Below are 19,030 nucleotides of genomic sequence, written 5' to 3'. Positions count from 1 at the left end.
TCTAAGTTACTAAAATCCGGGGGCATTTTCCGACCGCTCCCTATACGTAACGGGCCTCTTTATCCTTCTGTATGGTGTGAAATGGGGCGGCGTATTATTGACGCCGCCGCCGCCACAAGTGATTATATCACAATCATCTAAGTCAACCTCCGGCCACGGATGACGAAGGACGTTTGAGAAGGGGATAAATGGCGGGCTTCTGGTCCATGGTGGGGCTTGTTTTCAAGTCCATCTTTACAACCGGGGAAATGGTTGAAGACGGTTCTGCTCCGGCCGATATGCCGGGGGACCGTGTTGAGCCATGCCTGTATGCCATTGCCCATTTTGTTCCCGAAGATCCGTCCGGAACGCCTTTGCCCGATCAGGCCGGTGACTGGCTGAAACGAACCCTTTCCGATATTCCTGATACCGCAGCATTGATGCTGGGTCGGCATGTCGCAATCAATACCGATATTGCGGATGCCTTTCAGGCCGTGCGCGAAGCCCATGCCGGTGTGTTAAACTTGGCCCGGCGTCAGGATGCCACGGCGGTATTCTGGGGGCAGACCAATCCGGATACCGGCGGGCTTGATGTTCATTTCAGCAACGATTTGCTGGCCTCCCCGCTTTATGAATTGCTGCTGCCGCTTGTTCATTCCTTTCGCCAGCCGCAGCACAAGGATACGGCTGCTGCCCTGCATATCCTGCTGACCTGTGAATTGCTGGCACGCGCGCGTGGCCATGATCAGCGCGCCCTGCAGGTGGCACGTCTGACATCCCACCTCGCAGACCTTCAGGAACGGATCAATAACGGCGAAAGCTTTGACGATGTCGGGCAGGGTGTGGCAACCGCCTATGCCTTTGGTGCCGTCATGCTGGCTGAAACCGGCGAACGCAGCTATTGCGTCAGCGCCATTCGCACCATCGAACCAATCGTCCGTGAATTCCTGACCATGGCGGCAGAACCGCCAAAAGAAGTCAAAAAGGCCAAGCAGCCAGCCGGTCTTTTGCATGAACGCGTTACCCAGCAACAGACCGTCGAAACCGTTGCCAAAACCGAAGACATGCTTCGCGGGATCGGTGATCTGTCCCTGATCAATCCTGAACGTTCAGCAGTTCTGGCGCTGTATGGCACGCTTTTGAACTGGTCTATGGTCAGCAACATGAACGCGCGTTCGGGTGCGACGGCGATTGGCCTGTGGAAGCTTCTCGAACGTCGCTTTGAACTGATGGCCGGTACGCCCGTTTCCCGCGCAATTGCCATTGGCAAACTGGGCGAGGCCATGATGATTCACGCCAAGGAAACCGAAGATATCGAAATGGCGCAAACCGCGAGTGGCCATTATCGTCGGGCGCTGGGGCTGGTGAATGCAAAGGCGCACACGGTGCTATATGCGCAGATCGCTTATGGCCTGGCCGAATCCGTTGTCGCCCAGTCCTCTATCGGCAGCATCGGCGTCCCCGCCGAACAGGTGATCCCCGTTTTTCAGGCCGCACTCAAGTTTTGCTCCAGACGGGATCATCCCTACCTCTGGGGGCGGGCCATGTTTGCGCTTGGCAGTGTCCAGTTTTCGACCGGTGCCGCGGAAAAGGATATCAAGCTGATATCCCAGGCGCGGATGAATTTCTCGCAGGCCTACGAGGCATTTGACGAGGCGGCTGCACGCGGTGCGGCGCGCGCGGCTTCGGGCAGCTTTACCCGGGCTGAAAACATGCTTCACCAACTCGCTCAGCGCCAATCGGTGATTGATGCAACCGGTGGCACCAGCGAAGCCAAGGCGTCGTAATCCGGTTCCTGTCACGTTCTAAACAGGCAAAAGAAAACCCCGCAGCCTTTCGGATGCGGGGTTTTCCGACTGCGAATGCCGGGATCAGTTCTATTCGCGATTACCGAAGAACTGAAGCAGCATTACGAACAGGTTCACGAAGTCCAGATAGAGCTGCAGGGCGCCAAAGATGGCTTTTTTGCCTGCGGTCGCCTGATCATCGTGCGCATGATAGCTTTCCTTGATCCGCTGGGTGTCATAGGCGGTCAGACCGGTAAAGATCAGAACGCCAGCACCAGAGATCACGAACTGAAGCATCGTGCTGCCAAGGAAGATGTTCACGACACTGGCCAGGATAATCCCGATCAGGCCCATGAACAGGAAGCTTCCCCAACCCGACAGGTCTTTCTTCGTCGTGTAGCCATAAAGGCTCATCGCGGCAAAGGTGCCTGCGGTGATGAAGAAGGTCCGTGCGATGCTTTCACCCGTGTAAACGAGGAAGATCGACGACAGCGACAGACCCATCAGAGCCGCATAAATCCAGAATGTGGTTTGTGCAGCACCAAAGCTCATCTTGTGGATGCGGAAGCTCAGGAACAGGACGAGGCCGATCGGGGCCAGCATCACGATCCAGTGCAAGCCGGTTCCGAAAATCGCCTGCATCAGGGTAGGGCTGGTCGACACAGCCATCGCGACGATACCGGTCAGGGCAAGTGCGGATGCCATATAGTTGTAGACACGCAGCATATAGGCGCGGAGACCTTCATCAATCTCGGCCGCCGACCGGCCAACCGAGACGTCATAGCCGCGTTGACGCGTTTCAAAAGCCATTGAAATCCCTCTTTGATCCATAACGGGCAGAATGTTCATAGAACTCTGCGATGCTGAAAATATGGCAGGATTTCCGTGAAAAGCAACGGTTTGGCCGATGACCTTTCGTTTCGGACTGACGATATTGTGATCTTGTTCACTTGGCTGCGCGGGATGTGCTCTCGCGACTTTCTGGTCAATTCGGCCTATAATCACGTATCAGGTTTCACGAACCGTGCTTTTCTGCCGGTTGTGATTACGGATTGATCGGGCATGCGAAAAAAGTTTTTCGATATCAATGATATGTCAGGAAACCCGGATCGGTCTTTACCGGTGACTTTGCTGCGGCTTGTTGTCGGATTGCTGGTTGCCGGCATCGTTCTGCTTGTCACCCTGTCTGCGGCATCCGCCCAGAATCCCAATTTTGTCGCATCGAAAAAGGCCAACGAGATACCGGTTTTCAACGCGGTTTATCCCGAAGATGAATTTTGCGCGACAACCGGCGTGGGCGGACTTTGTGCCGCCATGCCCGTCGACGTGCCCGAATTCGATGCCAATTTCATCTATCGCTTCGTCGCTTACGAGGCACAGCGTCCTTTTGACCGCTTTTCATGGCAATCCTTTGTTTCGCTGCTATGGCCCCATGATAATGCGGGTGCGCCGATTGCGACCGGATATCGCCAACCCGATGCGGGGCATGGGCTTTGGGAAAGCTATGCCACCAAGAATGATGTGTTTGGCGATATCGCAAGGGCCAATGCCTCTTGCCGCGTCGGGTTGCCTGACGGGCATCTGCTGCTGTCGGCATTTATCCAGTCATCGGGCGATATCCTGATTGATCAGGCGGGCAATTTCATCCTCTATGACACGCGGATCAATGATGTCGCGGCTGATTATATCCGCTGGAATGGTCTTGGGACGGCGCAGGGTCGTCTGACCTTCGCCCAAAGCGGCCAGTCGGTGGAATTCCCGATGCTGACCCTGTCGGCCGGCGGAAAGGTTGCCGATAATTCGGAATTGCTCGCCAGTGACAAGACCTGGCTGACACCTGGTGCGCAACTGACCAAATTCGCATGGCGGATCATTACCGGGGCGGCTGATCAGGATCGTTACTATACCCGCCCGGCCCGGATTGCACTTGCTGCCGATGATACGCTTGACGGCACCGCCAAATGCCTTGATGTCACGGTCGGACTGGTCGGGTTGCATATCGTTCAGCGGGTCAAAAGCGGTAACGGGGATCGCTGGATCTGGTCAAGCTTCGAACATGCTGACAATGCACCGCTGGCCGATAATGCCCGACGTCCCAACAGCATCATCGCCAATGATCTTTTCCCCGATGGCTGTCTGGCACCCGAAAAAACCGACCGCGATTACATCTTTTATGGCGGGGGTGAACTGGGAGGTAAAAAGGATCGCGTAGCAAACGGGATCATCAGGTCCGATCTGCGCTGGGCCGATCAGCCGCCCTATGCCCGCGATCCCGATGGGAACAGGGTTGCTGCCCCCGATATTGTCCGATGCTGGCGGCTGTTTTCCGGCACGGCCGAAGCCAATTTTGTCTGGCAGCGCAAACTCGAAGGCAGTGTCTTGCAGAACTATTTTCTGCTCGGAACGCAATGGATCGGTAATGGCGGCGGTGCCCCGTTTGGTGTTGGGGAAATTCCGCGTTTTCTGACCAATACCGCGCTCGAAAGCTTTATCCAACATCAGGCCGATGGCACCTGCCTTGGCTGTCATGCCACGGCCTTTACCGATGCTGGCCAACCGGCCAATTTTACCTTCCTGCTTGATCCGGCGCGCTAGAGCCCTTTCCGTTTAGATTGAACAGTTCGGTATGACACCGGGCTGTGCCTGATGGCGCATGACAAAATGGTTCATATTTGCGGATGCATCGACTAGCATGTCGCCGACCAAAACGTCGTGAAATCAAAAAATCAAAAAGACGTGGCGGATACAGGGAGGAAACATGCTGCCGGTTCGTGCGGATTACGCGTCGGTGCGTTCGGATTTTGTCTGGAACGTACCCACCCATTTCAACATTGGTGTCGATGTTTGCGACAAGTGGGCAGACGATCCGGATCGTCTTGCGCTGATGTATCGCAGGCGCGATGGTTCACGCCGCGATTACAGCTTTGCCCAGCTTAAACGCCTGTCGAACCGTTTCGCCAATGTCATGCGCCGCCATGGCATCCGTCGCGGGGATCGGGTTGGCATCCTGTTGCCGCAAAGCCCCGAAACCGCCGTCGCCCATATTGCCACCTATAAAATGGGCGGCATTGCCGTGCCGCTTTTTACCCTGTTCGGGGTCGAGGCCCTTGAATACCGGCTTGGCAACTGTGCTGCCAAGGCACTGGTGACCGATCGGGAAGGGGCACGCAAGATTGCTGAAATCCGCGATCTTTTGCCGGCGCTTGAATATGTCTATGTCATTGATGGTGCGCCTGAAGGCTGTTTTGATTTCAAGGCACTCTCGGCCGAGGCCAGCGATGATTTCGAACCGGTCAAAACCCGGGCCGATGAACCGGCCCTGATCATTTATACGTCCGGCACCACCGGCCAGCCAAAGGGCGCGCTGCATGCCCATCGTGTGTTGCTGGGTCATTTGCCCGGTGTCGAAATGTCGCATGACTTTTTCCCGCAGGACGGCGATGTCATGTGGACCCCGGCCGACTGGGCGTGGATCGGCGGGTTGCTGGATGTCCTCCTGCCCGCCTGGCATCACGGCAAGCCGGTCGTGGCCCATCGGTTCGAAAAATTCAGTGCCGAGGCCGCCTTTGGCCTGATTGCCGAATATGGCGTGCGCAATACCTTCCTGCCGCCAACCGCGCTTAAGATGATGCGCGCCGCCGGGGATGATGTGGCGGCAAAGTTCAAATGCAATATCAGATCCATCGCAAGCGGTGGCGAAACTTTGGGTTCAGAACTTCTTGATTGGGGGCGTCGCGTGTTTGGCGTCACCATCAACGAGTTTTATGGCCAGACCGAATGCAACATGGTCGTCAGTTCCTGTCAGTCGATTATGGAACCCAAGCCGGGCGTCATGGGTCGCCCCGTGCCAGGCCACGACGTTGCGGTGATCGATATGGCGGGGAATGTTCTTCCGGCTGGCGAAATGGGCCGGATTGCGGTTCGGTCGCCCGATCCGGTGATGTTTCTGGAATATTGGCGCAACCCCGAAGCCACCCGCGATAAATTCATCGGCGAATGGCTTCTGACCGGCGATATGGGCGAACTTGACGCGGATGGCTATATCCGCTTTGTCGGGCGCGATGATGATCTGATCAGTTCGGCGGGGTATCGCATCGGCCCGGGCGAGATCGAGGATTGCCTGATCGGCCACCCGGCCGTGCGGATGGCCGGTGTGATCGGCAAGCCCGACGAACAGCGCGGCCAGATCGTCAAGGCCTTCGTCGTGCTGGCCGATGGCTTTGCCCAAAGTCCGGAGCTTGAGGCCGATATCCGCGACTTCGTCAAAACCCGTCTGGCAGCCCACGAATATCCGCGTGAAATCGCCTTCATGGACCAATTGCCGATGACGACAACCGGCAAGGTCGTCCGTCGCGCCCTTCGCGATCTGGCATAGTTCCGGCCGATACCAGGTCAAAATGAAAAGGGCCGGTCTGTGATGGACCTGCCCTTTTTGTTGTTATGTCCTGCCCGCTACTCGTTGCGCAAAAGCGGTGCCGCAGGGCTGCGTAACGCCTGCCAGGTCCCGATAAAGCCCGCCGACAGGGTCGCAAACAGACCAATCGCAATCGGACCAAAGATCGTCATCGGCAGGAACGTCCAGCTCGCTTCCATGATCAGCACCAGAACCGACCATGCCGCAAGACTGCCAAACAGGGCGGCAATCACCCCGGTCGCAAGGCCCAAAATCCCGTATTCCAGCGCATAGGCATAAAGGATATTGCCGCGTGTCGCCCCAAGCGTTTTAAGAACAACCGCATCATAAATCCGTTTGCGCCGCCCGGCCGCGACTGCACCGGCAAGGACCAGAACACCGGCGACAATCGCGATTGAACTGGTCGCGTTAAGTGCGGTGCCGATCCCGGCCAGAATGGCATTGGCGGCCTCAAGCGCCTCGCGTACCCGGATCGCCGACACATTGGGGAAATCAATGCCGATCATGCGATCAACCGGTTCTTCCATCTCGCGCGGCATATGCGCCGTCGCGATCAGGCTATAGGGTGCCTTGTCGATCAGGCCCGGCGAAAACACCATGGCGAAATTCATCCGAAGGCTCTGCCATTCGATTTCGCGCCAGTTGGCAATCTCGGCGGTGATATCCCGGCCAAGTACATTGACGGTCAATGTATCGCCGGGCTCCAGCGAGAACGCCTCGCCAATATCGCGCGAGATGGAAACAAGCGGCTTGGCGGCATCGTCATAATCGGCTGGCCACCATTCCCCGCGCACGATCTGGGTTTCGGGCGGCGGGCTTGCCGCAAAGGTCAGGCCACGGTCACCGCGCAGGAACCAGCGATCATCCCCCGGACCAACATCATTGGCATCCACCCCGTCAATCGCAACCACGCGCCCACGCAGCATCGGTGTTTGTTCGATATCCGAAACGTTATCTTTTTCAAGAAGTTGCGTTTTGAACTGATCCATCTGATCAGGCTGGATATCAAGGAAGAAGAAGGCCGGGGCGGAGTCCGGCAAGTTCTCGTTGATCTCGTGATCCAGATTTCCCTCGATCCCCGAAATCGTCACCAGCAGCGTCAGACCAAGCCCAAGCGACAGCGCAACCGGCACCGTGCTCGCACCCGGCCGGTGCAGGTTCGCCAGCGCCAGACGGCTAAAGGCATTCCGCCCGCCGGTCATCCGTTTTGAAAGCGATACAATTGCCTTGCCCGCCGCGGCAAAAACCGCAATCGCCAGAAGCGACCCGGCGATAAAGCCAAGCGCGATTTCGCGATCCGTTGCGGTAAACACCGTAAGCAGAAGCAACAGGATAAGCGGAATACCGACATAAGGCAGATCGCGTTTACGCAATGCACTGCCATTCATCAATCCCGCACTGGCCCGGAAAAGCCGTGCTGCCGGAATTTCGCGTGCACGCAAAAGCGACGGCATGGCAAAGACCAGTGTGGTCAGAACACCAAATGCGGTTGCAATCAGAAGCGACGGCAATGCCGGGCCCAATGTCACATCAATCGGCAAACGTCCGGCCAGAAGCGGTGCGATGATCGCCGGTGTGACCGCCCCGATCAGAAGCCCGATGCCAATCCCGACAAGCGACAGCATCAGGATTTGCAGGAAGTAAATCCGAAGCACCAGCCCATGCGATGCCCCGATGGATTTAAGCGTCGCGATAACGGATGTTTTGCTTTCGATATGGCTGCGCACCGCATTGGCAACCCCAATCCCGCCAACCAGCAGGGCCGACAATCCGACAAGGGTCAGGAACAGCGTCAGCCGTTCAATAAACCGCCGCAGGCCCGGATTGGCATCCGATACGTCGCGCACGCGCCATCCGGCATCCTCGAACTGCGCGTCAAGCCGGTCGCGAAACACCTTTGGCGTTTCCGCATCATTCAGATCCAAAGCGTAATAATAATTGATCAGGCTGCCGGGCTGCACCAGCCCGGTATCGGCAAGCGCCTCCATCGACACCATCAAACGCGGGCCGAAATTGAAAAAGCCAACCGCCTTGTCGGGTTCGGTCGCGATCACGCCACGCACCTGGATATTGATATCGCCAAGGCGCACCGTATCACCGACATTGATCTTCAGCCGTTCCAGAAGCCCGGCCTCGGCAACACCGCCCCAGACACCGTCCTTTTTGGAAAGCGCGCCATCAAACGGAATACCGTCGGCAAGCTCCATCTCGCCAAACAGCGGATAGACATCATCAACCGCCTTAAGCTCGACGAGCCTGCGCTGCTCCGGCCCATAGGCGGTGGCGCGCATGGTCGCAAGCTCGCCCATGCGTTCGGTATTCTCCGAAAGCCAGGTCTGCTGTTCCTCACTGGCGGGCATATGCACAAGGCGAAGTTCGACATCCCCGCCCAGAAGGGCCCGGCCATCGCGCTCAAGCGCATTTAAAACGGATTCCGAAACGTTTCCAACCGCGGCGATTGATCCGACGCCAAGTGCCAGACAGGCCAGAAAAATGCGAAAGCCGGAAAACCCGCCGCGCAATTCCCGTCGGCAGACCCGCCAGGCAATCGACCACAGCTTTTCCGCCCCGTTGGTGGATTGGGAAATACGGCTCATATGTCGGCATCCTGTTGCGTAACGATTTCCCCGTCGCGCAGCATGATCGACCGGTCGCACCGCGATGCCAGCCCCGGATCATGCGTAATCAGAAGCAAAGTCGATCCCTTGCGCTTCGCCAGATCAAACAGCAATTCGATAATCGTTTCGCCCGTGGCCCCGTCAAGGTTGCCGGTCGGCTCGTCCGCCAGAAGCAGTTCCGGGTCGGTCGCAAGCGCACGTGCCAATGCCACGCGCTGCTGCTCGCCACCACTCAACTGCCCCGGATAATGCCCGATACGATGACCAAGCCCGACGGCCTTAAGCTCTGCCTTGGCGCGTTCAAACGCATCCTTGCGTCCGGCAAATTCCATCGGAAGGGCGACGTTTTCAAGGGCTGTCATGGTCGGGACAAGGTGGAAGTCCTGAAACACGATGCCGACATGATGGCGGCGATAAAGGGCCAGACCATCTTCATCAAGCTTGCGCAAATCCTCGCCACAGATATTGATCGTGCCTTCCTGCGCCTGCTCCAGCCCGGCAATCACCATCAAAAGCGACGTTTTGCCCGATCCCGATGGGCCGACAAGGCTGACACGTTCGCCGGCATCAATCTGGATATCGACCCCTTTGAGGATATCAACAATCCCCGCCGGTCCCTTAAGGCTCAGCTTAAGCCCGGAAACATCGACGGTACGCTGACGCCCGGCCTCGGTCGTGGCCGTGTTTTTATCCGCGATAGTGGCAGTTTCGGTAACACTCATTACAGGTCCAATCGGGCTAAGGCATTGCAAGGTTAGGCAAACGGGTTAAATAACTGTACGGAATTTAGTATCGGCGGTTCAAACTTGTTTATACCAAGGGAGCCAATAGGTAACCAATGAGTGACCAGCAGGTAACCAACGGGTAACCGTCCGTGCAGGATGACAAAACATAAGGTGAGATTTGTGGCATATACGCTGTTCGGGCAAGACCCGGCTGTTAACCAGTTCACTTTCAAACAAAAAACCGGACTTTTGGGTGGGCTTTCCCGCCGGTTGTTCCGCTGTGCCGGTATGGCTTTTGGCATTCTGATTGGCGCGATGAGCCTGTTTGGCATCCATGATGCCCAGGCGGCTGACAATGCGGCAAACACTGCTTCGGGCAATGCCCCGCAAACCCTGATGCTTTATGGCGACAGCCTGATGGCGGGTTACGGCCTCTCGCACGAGGATGGCTTTGCCCCACGGCTTGAAGCCGCCCTTCGCGATGCCGGGCATAACGTCAAGGTTATCAACAGTTCGGTTTCCGGCGATACGACGGCTGCGGGCCTTTCGCGCCTTGAATGGGCGCTGGTCGATGATCCCGATGTGGTGTTGCTTGAACTGGGTGCCAATGACGCGCTGCGCGGGGTCGAACCGTCCCAGACCCGCGAAAACCTTGATGCCATCATCGGCAAACTGCGCGATCGCGATGTGGAAGTTTTGCTGGCCGGAATGATGGCACCGCCCAATATGGGCAAGGAATACGGGGCTGAATTCAATGAAATCTACCCCGAACTGGCGGCTGAATATCAGTTGGCCTTCTATCCCTTCTTCCTTGATGGGGTGGCTGCCGATTCCAGCCTTAATCTGGATGATGGCATCCATCCCAATGCCGACGGGGTCAAGGTGATCGTTGAACGCATCCTGCCCCAGGTGATTAACGTGCTGGAAGCCGATTCCTGATTTTCCCGAACATTTGACGATCCAAAGGCTGTGACGCCCGTCACAGCCTTTGTCGTTTTTGGGCGGATTTCTGAAAAACCGTTCAATAACAATGTGGTAAAGGGTGCCAAAATGCTCCCGGACGGGTGTGGAACCGCCCCGCAGGCACGGCAATTTCGTCGAAATCCAACCAAAAAACTACATTCGTAGATAGAATTAGGAAACAAACCGAAACGATACTGTCGCCATAGCCGTGATCAATTGCGATGAAACTGGAAATTCCAATTTAATCAAATTAAATCAATTGTTTAATGTGTTGCGGACGAGCGTTTTAAATCATCAAAACGGACCCGAAAACGGGCAAAAACCGCTCAAAACACCTGATCAGGTGTGAAATTAACACACCATTTACTTTCGGTTATGTTTCGAATATTGCCACCTGCAACTGCATTTGTAGGTAACACGCTTTGGCATGACCACGACGCAGCAGACCGGCACACCGGATGGATGAAAATGCCGGAAGCCCACCCAACTGCAATGCACTTCCGGAAATTCCGAATAATCATTTTATTACAATGAACTAGCTGGAAATCCCCGCGCGACCTTGTGTTCGTAAGGCCGTCGCGGATTTTTGCTGATGAAACACCAAAGATGCGCCCGGCGAATTTCTGCAAAACCAAAAATATCATTTAATATCAGTGTATTAAGTTGGGGTGTCTTCTCAAATTATCAAACAGAAACCGCCGATTTTCCCTGTGGATGAATCGGAAGCGATTCAATTTTGCCTACAAACGCAGTTGCAGGCCGAGTCCCCGACCGCTACACTTTGCCTCAACAGGCAGTTTCACGAACGGCAATATCTGAAAGCGTGATCTAACAGGCTGATTTTACAGCTAAAAATAGGGCAGGGGGCGATAAGGGGGCGATGGCAACACAATCCGTCAAACAATCCTATACCATTCCGTGTTCATCGGTTTTCCGTGATGCCGTTCTGGCGCTGGCGACCAAGCGCGGTGTGAATGCCGCCGATCTGGCGCGTTCCGTCATGCTGATTGTGCCCCAGGGCGCGATTGAGGATTACGAGGATCCAGGTGATCCGCCCCCCGGTGACCGTGAAACCATCGTCCTGAAATCCGGCCCCGCCGAAGGCCGCCCCTGGCGGCGCAAACCAAGGCTGCAATTGCGTTTGCCACCGGGGCATTCGATCATCGCGGTGCGCAAGGCGCTCAATATGGCGCTGCATTTCGACAAGGGCGAAGTCAAGATGCGCGTTGAAAAGGCCGATATCCTTGCCGCCGAACGCAAGGCCCTTGAAGAAGCCCACGCGATGAAAAAGCGGCAGCACGAGCCACCCGTCGAACTCTTGCAATCGCGCGAGGAACTCGAACGTCTGCGCGCCATCGTCGATAATCTGGCGTTCGAACCGCTGGATCGCGGGGTCACGACCTTTAACGAAGCCCTGCATGTCATGGGTTTTGCCCCCAATGCCCGGCCCGACATAAAGTCGATCCGCGCCAAATATCGCGTTCTGGCCGCCATCCACCACCCCGACAGCAATTATGGATCGCATCAACGCATGACACAGCTTAATGCCGCCATGGACCTGTTGCGCCGGCATATTGCCTGACGGGTTACAGGCTTTGTCGTGGCGGGAATGAAATCTTTATCCGCCCATTGTGAATGGCCCCCCCGAATGCTTAGATAGAGCTTGGATAACCACAAGACCAAGAAAACGGACCGCCACATCATCAGGCAGGTTTTCAAAAAGCGGGAGAATGCATGACGGCTGAATTTCATGCGGCACATGCCAGCGGGGAAAATTGGGCAGCAGTCGCCACCGAACTGGCCGATCAATTGCAAACACAGCCATTGCCGCAACAGGCACTGGCTTTTTTATATGTGTCCGAGGCACTGGCCGCCGATCTTGGCAGCATCCTGACTTTCCTGCGCTCCCGCCTGTCGCTTGAACACTGGGTTGGCACCGTCGGCATTGGTGTCTGCGGATCAGGCCGCGCCTATTTCGGCGTTCCGGCGGCCTCCGTGATGGTCGCCCAGATCGACCCGGACGATTTCCATATTTTCGAACCGCTTAAAACCGATGCCGATCTTGACGCGCCGGAATTGCAGCGCGCGATTGATCGCCTGCAACCGATCTTTGGTCTTGTCCATGGCGATCCGGCGGCCCCGGAAAGTCTCGCAACACTGTCCGAACTGGCACGCATGGGATCAACCTATCTGGTGGGCGGTATTGCATCGGGCGAACGCGGTGCCCCGCAAATTGCCGACAGGGTCGTTAATGGCGGCCTGTCGGGTGTTCTGTTTGCCGGCAAAACAATGGTACAGGTCGGCATCAGTCAGGCCTGCACCCCGGTCGGGCCGGTGCATCGCGTGACCGAGGGACGCGAAGGAATTATCGCCACCCTTGATGACCGTCCGGCACTCGACGTTTTCAAATCGGAAATGGAAGCCGACGGCAGCGAGCATTCCATCGCCTCGGGCCGCTATCACGTCGCCCTGATGGTGCCGGGGTCGGACACCGGCGATTTTGTTGTTCGTAACCTGATGGGGGTCGATCCGCACAACAACCTGATGGCCATCAGTGGCGATGTGCAGGTGGGCGATACCATCCGTTTTGTCCGGCGCGACGGCGTTGCCGCCGAACAGGATCTGCGCCGCATGCTGGCTGATTTGCAAAAACGCCTGCCGGGCAAACCGCGCGGTGCTCTTTATTGCAGTTGTGTCGCCCGCGGGCCGCATCTGTTTGGCACCGAAAGCCGCGAAATGATGATCATCCGCGATGAAATCGGTGATCTGCCGCTCACCGGATTTTACGGCAGTGGCGAGGTCTGCAATGATCGCTTTTACAGCTATACCGGGGTTCTGACCCTGTTCATCTAGGCTCTAATCGGTCGAAAATTCATTGCAATTCCATGATGTTGCAAGAAAATTCGCGCTAAAAGCTTTCATCACTCCGCGACCGGGATATATTCATACCATTGAAAATAAAGTGCGCCCAATCAGGGCGCAAAAGGGGATTGATCTATGGAATATCGTCGATTGGGACGAACTGACATCAATGTCAGTGTCATTTGCCTGGGCACCATGACCTGGGGCCAGCAGAACAGCCAGGACGAAGCTTTCGAACAGCTTGACTACGCCACCAGTAACGAAGTCAATTTCATCGATACCGCCGAAATGTATCCGGTTCCGGCGATGGAAGAAACCTTCACCAAAACCGAAACCATCATCGGCAACTGGCTTGAAAAACGCGGTCGCCGCGATGATCTGGTGATCGCCACCAAGATTGTCGGCCCGGCCGAACGTTTTCCCTATGTCCGGGGCGGCCCGCGCCTGACCCGCGCACAGATCAACGAGGCGATTGACGGTTCGCTCAAACGGCTCAAAACCGACTATGTCGATATCTATCAGCTCCATTGGCCGGACCGGAATTCCAACTTCTTTGGCAAGCTCGGTTACGTCCATGACGCGAACGAGGAATTCACCCCGATCGAGGAATCCCTCGAAGCCCTGCATGACCTCGTGCAGGCGGGCAAAATCCGTCATATCGGGCTGTCGAACGAAACCCCGTGGGGCTTGATGAAGTTCCTTGAACTGGCCGAGAAAAAAGGCTGGCCGCGCGTGGTTTCGGTGCAGAACCCCTATGGGCTTCTGAACCGCACCTATGAAGTCGGTCTGGCCGAATGCTCGATCCGCGAAGATGCCGGTCTTCTGGCGTATTCGCCGTTGGGCGGTGGGGCATTGTCGGGCAAATATATCGGCGGTGCGCGGCCCGAAGGCGCACGGACAACCATCTGGCCGCAATATTTCGGCCGTTACCTGACGGAAAATGGCATCAAGGCGACAACGGCCTATGTCAAACTCGCCAAGGATAACGGGCTCGACCCGGCACAGATGGCACTCGCTTACGTCAATACCCGCCCGTTCCTGACCGCCAATATCATTGGTGCGACCAGCATGGAACAGCTGAAATCCAATATCGGCTCTGCCTATGTTGAACTGTCTGACGACGTTCTGGCCGAGATCGAGAAAATCCAGACCACCTGGCCCAACCCTTGCCCGTAAGGCAGGTTCGAACCAGATTAGTCTGAAGCAGACCTAAAAAGGAGGCGGCGCATGTCCACACTGATCTCTGGCAAGGAAGCCAATCTTGGTCCTCTGTCCGTGCGCCGCGTCCTGCCACATCGGGATGTCCGGTCTGTCGGTCCGTTTGTGTTTTTTGATCGCATGGGACCGGCATCGTTCGAACCGGGGCAGGGTGTTGACGTTGCCCCGCATCCCCATATCGGCCTTGCCACCGTCACCTATCTTTTCGAAGGTGCGATCCGCCATCACGACAGCCTTGGAAGCCTTCTTGAAATCCAGCCAGGCGATCTGAACTGGATGAGTGCCGGGCGCGGCATCACCCATTCCGAACGCGAAACCGATGCGGTGCGCAATAGCCATCATAAACTCGATGGCCTGCAATTGTGGGCCGCACTCCCCGAAGACGAAGAAGAATCCGATCCGGAATTTTTCCATATCGCCGGGGATGACCTGCCGGTCATTGATGATGCCGGTTTGCATATGCGCCTGATCGCGGGCGAGGCATTTGGCAAAACCGCGCCGGTTCCGGTCAAGTCCAAGCTGTTTTATCTTGATGTCCGCATGGATGCCGGTGCGCAGCTTCTGCTGCCCGGTGAAAATCAGGAAGCCGCCCTTTATGTCGTTTCCGGCAGCCTGCGCATTGACGGCGACCTGTATGAACCGGAAAACTTCATCTATGTCCCGCCCGAAGAAATTCCCGATATCGTCGCCCAATCCGATTGCCGTGTGATGCTGCTCGGCGGATTGCCGGTCGGTTATCGCCATATCTGGTGGAACTTTGTTTCCAGTTCCAAGGAACGGATCGATAAGGCCAAGGCCGACTGGGCCGCGGGCCGTTTCCCGCAAATCCCGGGCGAGGATGACATCATCCCGCTGCCGGGCCGTTCGACCGGATAAATCCCGGGTGGTCGCCCGCTTAAAGATCAAATCCCCATCTGCCAGATTGTCGTGCGTGAGTTCCGAATATGCGTTTGTTTGTTGGCGTCGAAATACCGGCTGATATTGCCGACGACCTTTACCCGTTGGCGCGCGGGATCCGGGGGCTCGATGCCCAGACCCCGGAAAACATGCACATCACGCTGAAATTCATCGGCAATGTCGACCCCGGTCTGGCCCGTGAAATCGATGCGGCCCTGTCAGAACTCCCGTTCGAACCCTTCGATCTTCGCGTGCAGGGCCTTGGCATCTTCGCATCCGCCCGGAAACTGCGCATTTTCTGGGCCGGTGTCGCCGATCAGCCCGCCTTGCACAGTCTTGCAAACCGCGTGGAAAAGGCATTGCTGCGGCTTGAAGAATGCCCGGATATGGATATGCGCAAATTCAACCCGCACATCACCCTTGGCCGTAACCGCGACGCCGCCCGTGCGACCGTCGAACAGGCGGTGGCCGACAATATCGGCCTGACATCCCGGACTTTTACCGTTGACCGCTTCTGCCTCTACGAAAGCCACTCAACCGTCGATGGCCCGGAATTCCGGGTGGTCGCGGCCTATGACGGATCAAACGGGTAAGGCTTCCATTGCCCTGTTTCCTACCAATGACCACGGAAGCATGACAGCGACAACAGCAGGGCAACCAACCCCAAACCGGACGTCCCGCAACTGACGAAGCCCGAACAAACCTGGGGCTCCAGAGACGACCATCATGCTCACGGCCCACGTCACGGTGCCTTCCGGCGACACGGCACTTTCGGCAACGCTGGACAAATCTCATGCCTTCACCAGCCTCGCCACCAGACGCCCCCAGCCTCGCTGCCCGTTCCGGCCCCTTCGCCAATGCCACGACCATGAAGCCCGGACAAACCTCGGGCTTCCAGCAACCTCGCCAACTGACGCCCCACGGACCGCCCACCGGTTCGTTGCCCGCTCCCGCCACGGCGACAATCTGCCACCCCGACGTCCAGACACACCTCGGGCGTTCGCCATTTTTACCGACAGACGGTCTTCGGGCGTATTGCCCCCAACCTGTCCACCACCAACGGGCCACAATCCGATGCCGCCACTGCTGCCATTGCTGCCGCTTCCGGCAAATTCGGGGTCCATTCCCCGACAAGACGCACCTCTCCCGTCATGACAAATAAGCGTGTTTGAAACGTACTAGAACTAACGTGGAATGCCGCCGTAATGGCTCCGCCATCCCCCTACCCATATCCTGCGGACTGCCCCGCCACCCTGCCTCAATCCTTGCCGCTGCATCCTGATACCCTCTTTGATCCGGCCCCAAACGCAAAAACCCGCGAGGCTCAGGGCCCTGCGGGTTTCGGTCCGGGTGCATTTCTCCCGTTGACTTGACTCTTATGCCATAATTAAAAGAACAAATCAAGAACTTTTTAGGGAATCTGAAAAAAAGGGGCGGATATGCGCAGAAACCAAAGGCTCTGCGGAAGGTCTAAAGTGCCGTATGCATCCGATATCCCGGCGCAAACACCAGCCGGGCCGAGGTAATGCCCTTTTCCCCCTCCCAGGTCGTGCGTTCGATCAGGAACAGCGGTTCATTTTTTTGGGTGCGCAGGATTTTGGCTTCGTTTTCGGATGCCAGCACAGCGGAAAATGAAATGTCGCCCTTGGTGTAGGGGGCATGAAGCACCAGCCATTCATTGGCACTGATTTTCGAGAGGTCAGCATCAACAATTTCCGGGGTGGCGGCGACCGAAACCCAGCGTTCTTCAAACATATAGGGTTTGCCATCCGCCAGATGCAGCGACGTGATATGCAGCATGTCGCTATCCGCGGTGACACCCAGATTGGCGCAGATTTCCGGCGGCGGGCTGCGGCGCTCGCTCAATAGCAGGCCATAGGTATATTTCTGGCCGCGGCCCTCGATCTCAAGCCGAATGACCGGGATGTCAAGCCGCGCGCGTCGCACCGGGTGGGCGGCAACACGGGTTCCGGCCTTGCGGCGGCGATCAAGGAAGCCCTCGGCGGCAAGTTCACGGAGTGCCCGGTTGACGGTCGCACGCGCGCAGCCCAGTTCCTCGGCCAGCTCGACTTCCTTGGGGATCTGGTCGCCGGGCTTCCATTCACGGGTGTGAATGCGGCGCAGGACCTCGTCATGGACCGATTGCCAGTTTGTCAGTTCCGTGGTGGTGCTCACACCGCTTCCTTGAGTTGTTCCATCACCTTGCGATACCGGCTCGTGATCGTATCATGTGCGATATGGCGGCCCTCGGTCACGACATGGCGACCGGCCGACCAGACATCACGCACCATACGATCATCTCCGGCAAAGACATATGTATCGAGGATCGTATCGCCTGTCCGACCAATAAGGTCAACTGCCGTGCCATCAAGCGCCATCAGGTCGGCCAGCGCACCAACCTCGATCCGGCCGGCATCGCGGCCTGCCGCCTGTGCGCCACCTTTGGCAACCGCATCAAACAAACGGCGTGCGGTGGATTTTTCCGGGGTGGCAAGGGCAGCACGCGATTTATCGCGCAGACGCTGGCTGTATTCCAGTGTCCGAAGTTCTTCGGAAAGGGAAATACGGATGTTGGAATCCGATCCGACACCAATGGTACCGCCCGCATTCAGGTAACGCACACCATCAAAGATACCGTCGCCAAGGCTGCTTTCGGTGATCGGGCAAAGCCCGGCAACCGCACCGGTTCTGGCGAGTCCAAGTGTTTCGTGTTCCTGCATCTGCGTGCAATGGATCAGGCACCAGTTTTCATCAACATCGGCATTTTCAAGCAGCCATTCGACCGGGCGCTTGCCCCAGGACGCCTCGACTTCCTCGACCTCGGCGACCTGTTCGGCCAGATGCATGTGAACAGGGCCGTCCTTTGACAGGCGCGTGGTGGCGATCAGGTCCTCCCGCCCCACGGCGCGCAGCGAATGCGGGGCAACCCCCATGCGTGTGTCGGACGGCATGGATTTTAACGCCTTTTCGCTTTCCTCATACAGTCTGGCAAAGCGTTCCGGATCATTGCCAAACCGGATTTGTCCCGCGCCAAGCGGGCGTTTGTCGCAACCGCCGAACTGGTAATGTACGGGCAAAAGCGTCAGGCCGATACCGGTGATGTTTGCCGCCGCAGCAATGCGTTCGGCCATCTCGGCGATATTGTCATAGGGAACGCCGCCCGGTTGATGGTGCAGGTAATGGAACTCGGTATTATTGGCGTAACCGGCTTCGAGCATTTCCATTTGCACAAAGGCCGCAATGTCCTGCACGTGATCCGGGGTGAGCTGATCCAGGAAGCGGAACATCAATTGCCGCCATGTCCAGAAGGTATCGCGGGGATCGGGGCCACGTTTTTCAGTCAGTCCGGCCATCGAACGCTGGAACGCGTGGCTATGCAGGTTTGATATAGCGGGCAAAAGCGTGCCAACACGGTTGCCAGCAGCAGGGGAATCGGCCTGAACCCTAGAGATTCTGCCGCTTTGATCGATCTCGATCAGAACGTTGTTTTCCCAACCCGAAGTCGTAAGTGCCTGATTTGCCCAGATAACCGTCATTGCCTATACCCGTCTTGACAGTGATATTATG

The 19,030-nt window shown here is 56.9% G+C and carries 14 protein-coding genes; 9 read left to right on the top strand and 5 right to left on the bottom strand.

Annotated elements, in window-relative coordinates:
• The first annotated feature begins 188 nt into the window (after nucleotides 1–188).
• Entirely contained in the window at nucleotides 189–1,766 is a 1,578-nt protein-coding gene (locus J7395_RS04030) for a hypothetical protein (protein ID WP_209220604.1), read from the top strand.
• Between the two features lie 90 nt (nucleotides 1,767–1,856).
• On the opposite strand, the gene J7395_RS04025 is transcribed toward J7395_RS04030, so the two are convergent.
• The gene (locus J7395_RS04025; protein WP_062950961.1) at nucleotides 1,857–2,576 is read right to left on the bottom strand and encodes a Bax inhibitor-1/YccA family protein; all 720 of its coding nucleotides are present in this window, start codon (nucleotides 2,574–2,576) and stop codon (nucleotides 1,857–1,859) included.
• A gap of 252 nt (nucleotides 2,577–2,828) precedes the next feature.
• Between J7395_RS04025 and J7395_RS04020 the strand changes: the two genes are divergently transcribed.
• The gene (locus J7395_RS04020) at nucleotides 2,829–4,361 is read left to right on the top strand and encodes a hypothetical protein (RefSeq protein WP_209220603.1); all 1,533 of its coding nucleotides are present in this window, start codon (nucleotides 2,829–2,831) and stop codon (nucleotides 4,359–4,361) included.
• Between the two features lie 163 nt (nucleotides 4,362–4,524).
• Nucleotides 4,525–6,141 (top strand): acyl-CoA synthetase, encoded by a 1,617-nt coding sequence (locus J7395_RS04015; protein ID WP_209220602.1) that lies wholly within the window; start codon nucleotides 4,525–4,527, stop codon nucleotides 6,139–6,141.
• Nucleotides 6,142–6,218: 77 nt separating this feature from the next.
• Here the strand turns inward: J7395_RS04015 and J7395_RS04010 are convergent, their stop codons facing one another.
• Together J7395_RS04010 and J7395_RS04005 are read right to left on the bottom strand one after the other, a co-directional pair.
• Entirely contained in the window at nucleotides 6,219–8,777 is a 2,559-nt protein-coding gene (locus J7395_RS04010) for an FtsX-like permease family protein (RefSeq protein ID WP_209220601.1), read from the bottom strand.
• Entirely contained in the window at nucleotides 8,774–9,520 is a 747-nt protein-coding gene (locus J7395_RS04005; protein ID WP_209220600.1) for an ABC transporter ATP-binding protein, read from the bottom strand. The genes J7395_RS04010 and J7395_RS04005 overlap by 4 nt, the downstream gene beginning before the upstream one ends.
• Nucleotides 9,521–9,703: 183 nt before the next feature.
• Between J7395_RS04005 and J7395_RS04000 the strand changes: the two genes are divergently transcribed.
• The 6 genes from J7395_RS04000 to thpR all read left to right on the top strand — a co-directional run bounded on the left by J7395_RS04000 (nucleotide 9,704) and on the right by thpR (nucleotide 16,056).
• Nucleotides 9,704–10,462, top strand: coding sequence for an arylesterase (locus tag J7395_RS04000; RefSeq protein ID WP_348541205.1), 759 nt, complete (start codon nucleotides 9,704–9,706; stop codon nucleotides 10,460–10,462).
• A gap of 904 nt (nucleotides 10,463–11,366) precedes the next feature.
• Nucleotides 11,367–12,068, top strand: a complete 702-nt coding sequence (locus J7395_RS03995) for a J domain-containing protein (protein ID WP_062950972.1) — start codon at nucleotides 11,367–11,369, stop codon at nucleotides 12,066–12,068.
• Between the two features lie 152 nt (nucleotides 12,069–12,220).
• On the top strand, nucleotides 12,221–13,339 hold the full coding sequence (locus tag J7395_RS03990; RefSeq protein WP_062950973.1) for an FIST C-terminal domain-containing protein: 1,119 nt from the start codon (nucleotides 12,221–12,223) through the stop codon (nucleotides 13,337–13,339).
• A 144-nt stretch (nucleotides 13,340–13,483) separates the two neighbouring features.
• Nucleotides 13,484–14,524, top strand: coding sequence for an NADP(H)-dependent aldo-keto reductase (locus tag J7395_RS03985; protein ID WP_209220598.1), 1,041 nt, complete (start codon nucleotides 13,484–13,486; stop codon nucleotides 14,522–14,524).
• A gap of 51 nt (nucleotides 14,525–14,575) precedes the next feature.
• Nucleotides 14,576–15,442 (top strand): pirin family protein, encoded by an 867-nt coding sequence (locus J7395_RS03980; RefSeq protein WP_209220597.1) that lies wholly within the window; start codon nucleotides 14,576–14,578, stop codon nucleotides 15,440–15,442.
• A 68-nt stretch (nucleotides 15,443–15,510) separates the two neighbouring features.
• Complete coding sequence (gene thpR, locus J7395_RS03975) at nucleotides 15,511–16,056, top strand: RNA 2',3'-cyclic phosphodiesterase (RefSeq protein ID WP_209220596.1); 546 nt, start codon at nucleotides 15,511–15,513, stop codon at nucleotides 16,054–16,056.
• 877 nt (nucleotides 16,057–16,933) lie between these two features.
• Here thpR and J7395_RS03970 read toward each other — a convergent pair.
• Nucleotides 16,934–17,638, bottom strand: a complete 705-nt coding sequence (locus J7395_RS03970; RefSeq protein ID WP_062950979.1) for a GntR family transcriptional regulator — start codon at nucleotides 17,636–17,638, stop codon at nucleotides 16,934–16,936.
• Complete coding sequence (locus J7395_RS03965) at nucleotides 17,635–18,999, bottom strand: formimidoylglutamate deiminase (RefSeq protein ID WP_209220595.1); 1,365 nt, start codon at nucleotides 18,997–18,999, stop codon at nucleotides 17,635–17,637. The genes J7395_RS03970 and J7395_RS03965 overlap by 4 nt, the downstream gene beginning before the upstream one ends.
• Nucleotides 19,000–19,030: the final 31 nt, after the last annotated feature.

This window comes from Thalassospira sp. A3_1 (assembly GCF_017744215.1).
In the GTDB taxonomy this organism is placed as follows: Bacteria; Pseudomonadota; Alphaproteobacteria; order Rhodospirillales; family Thalassospiraceae; genus Thalassospira; species Thalassospira lucentensis_A.
The sequence above is the reverse complement of the archived record's forward strand: the minus strand, read 5'-3'. Positions and strand labels throughout refer to the sequence as shown.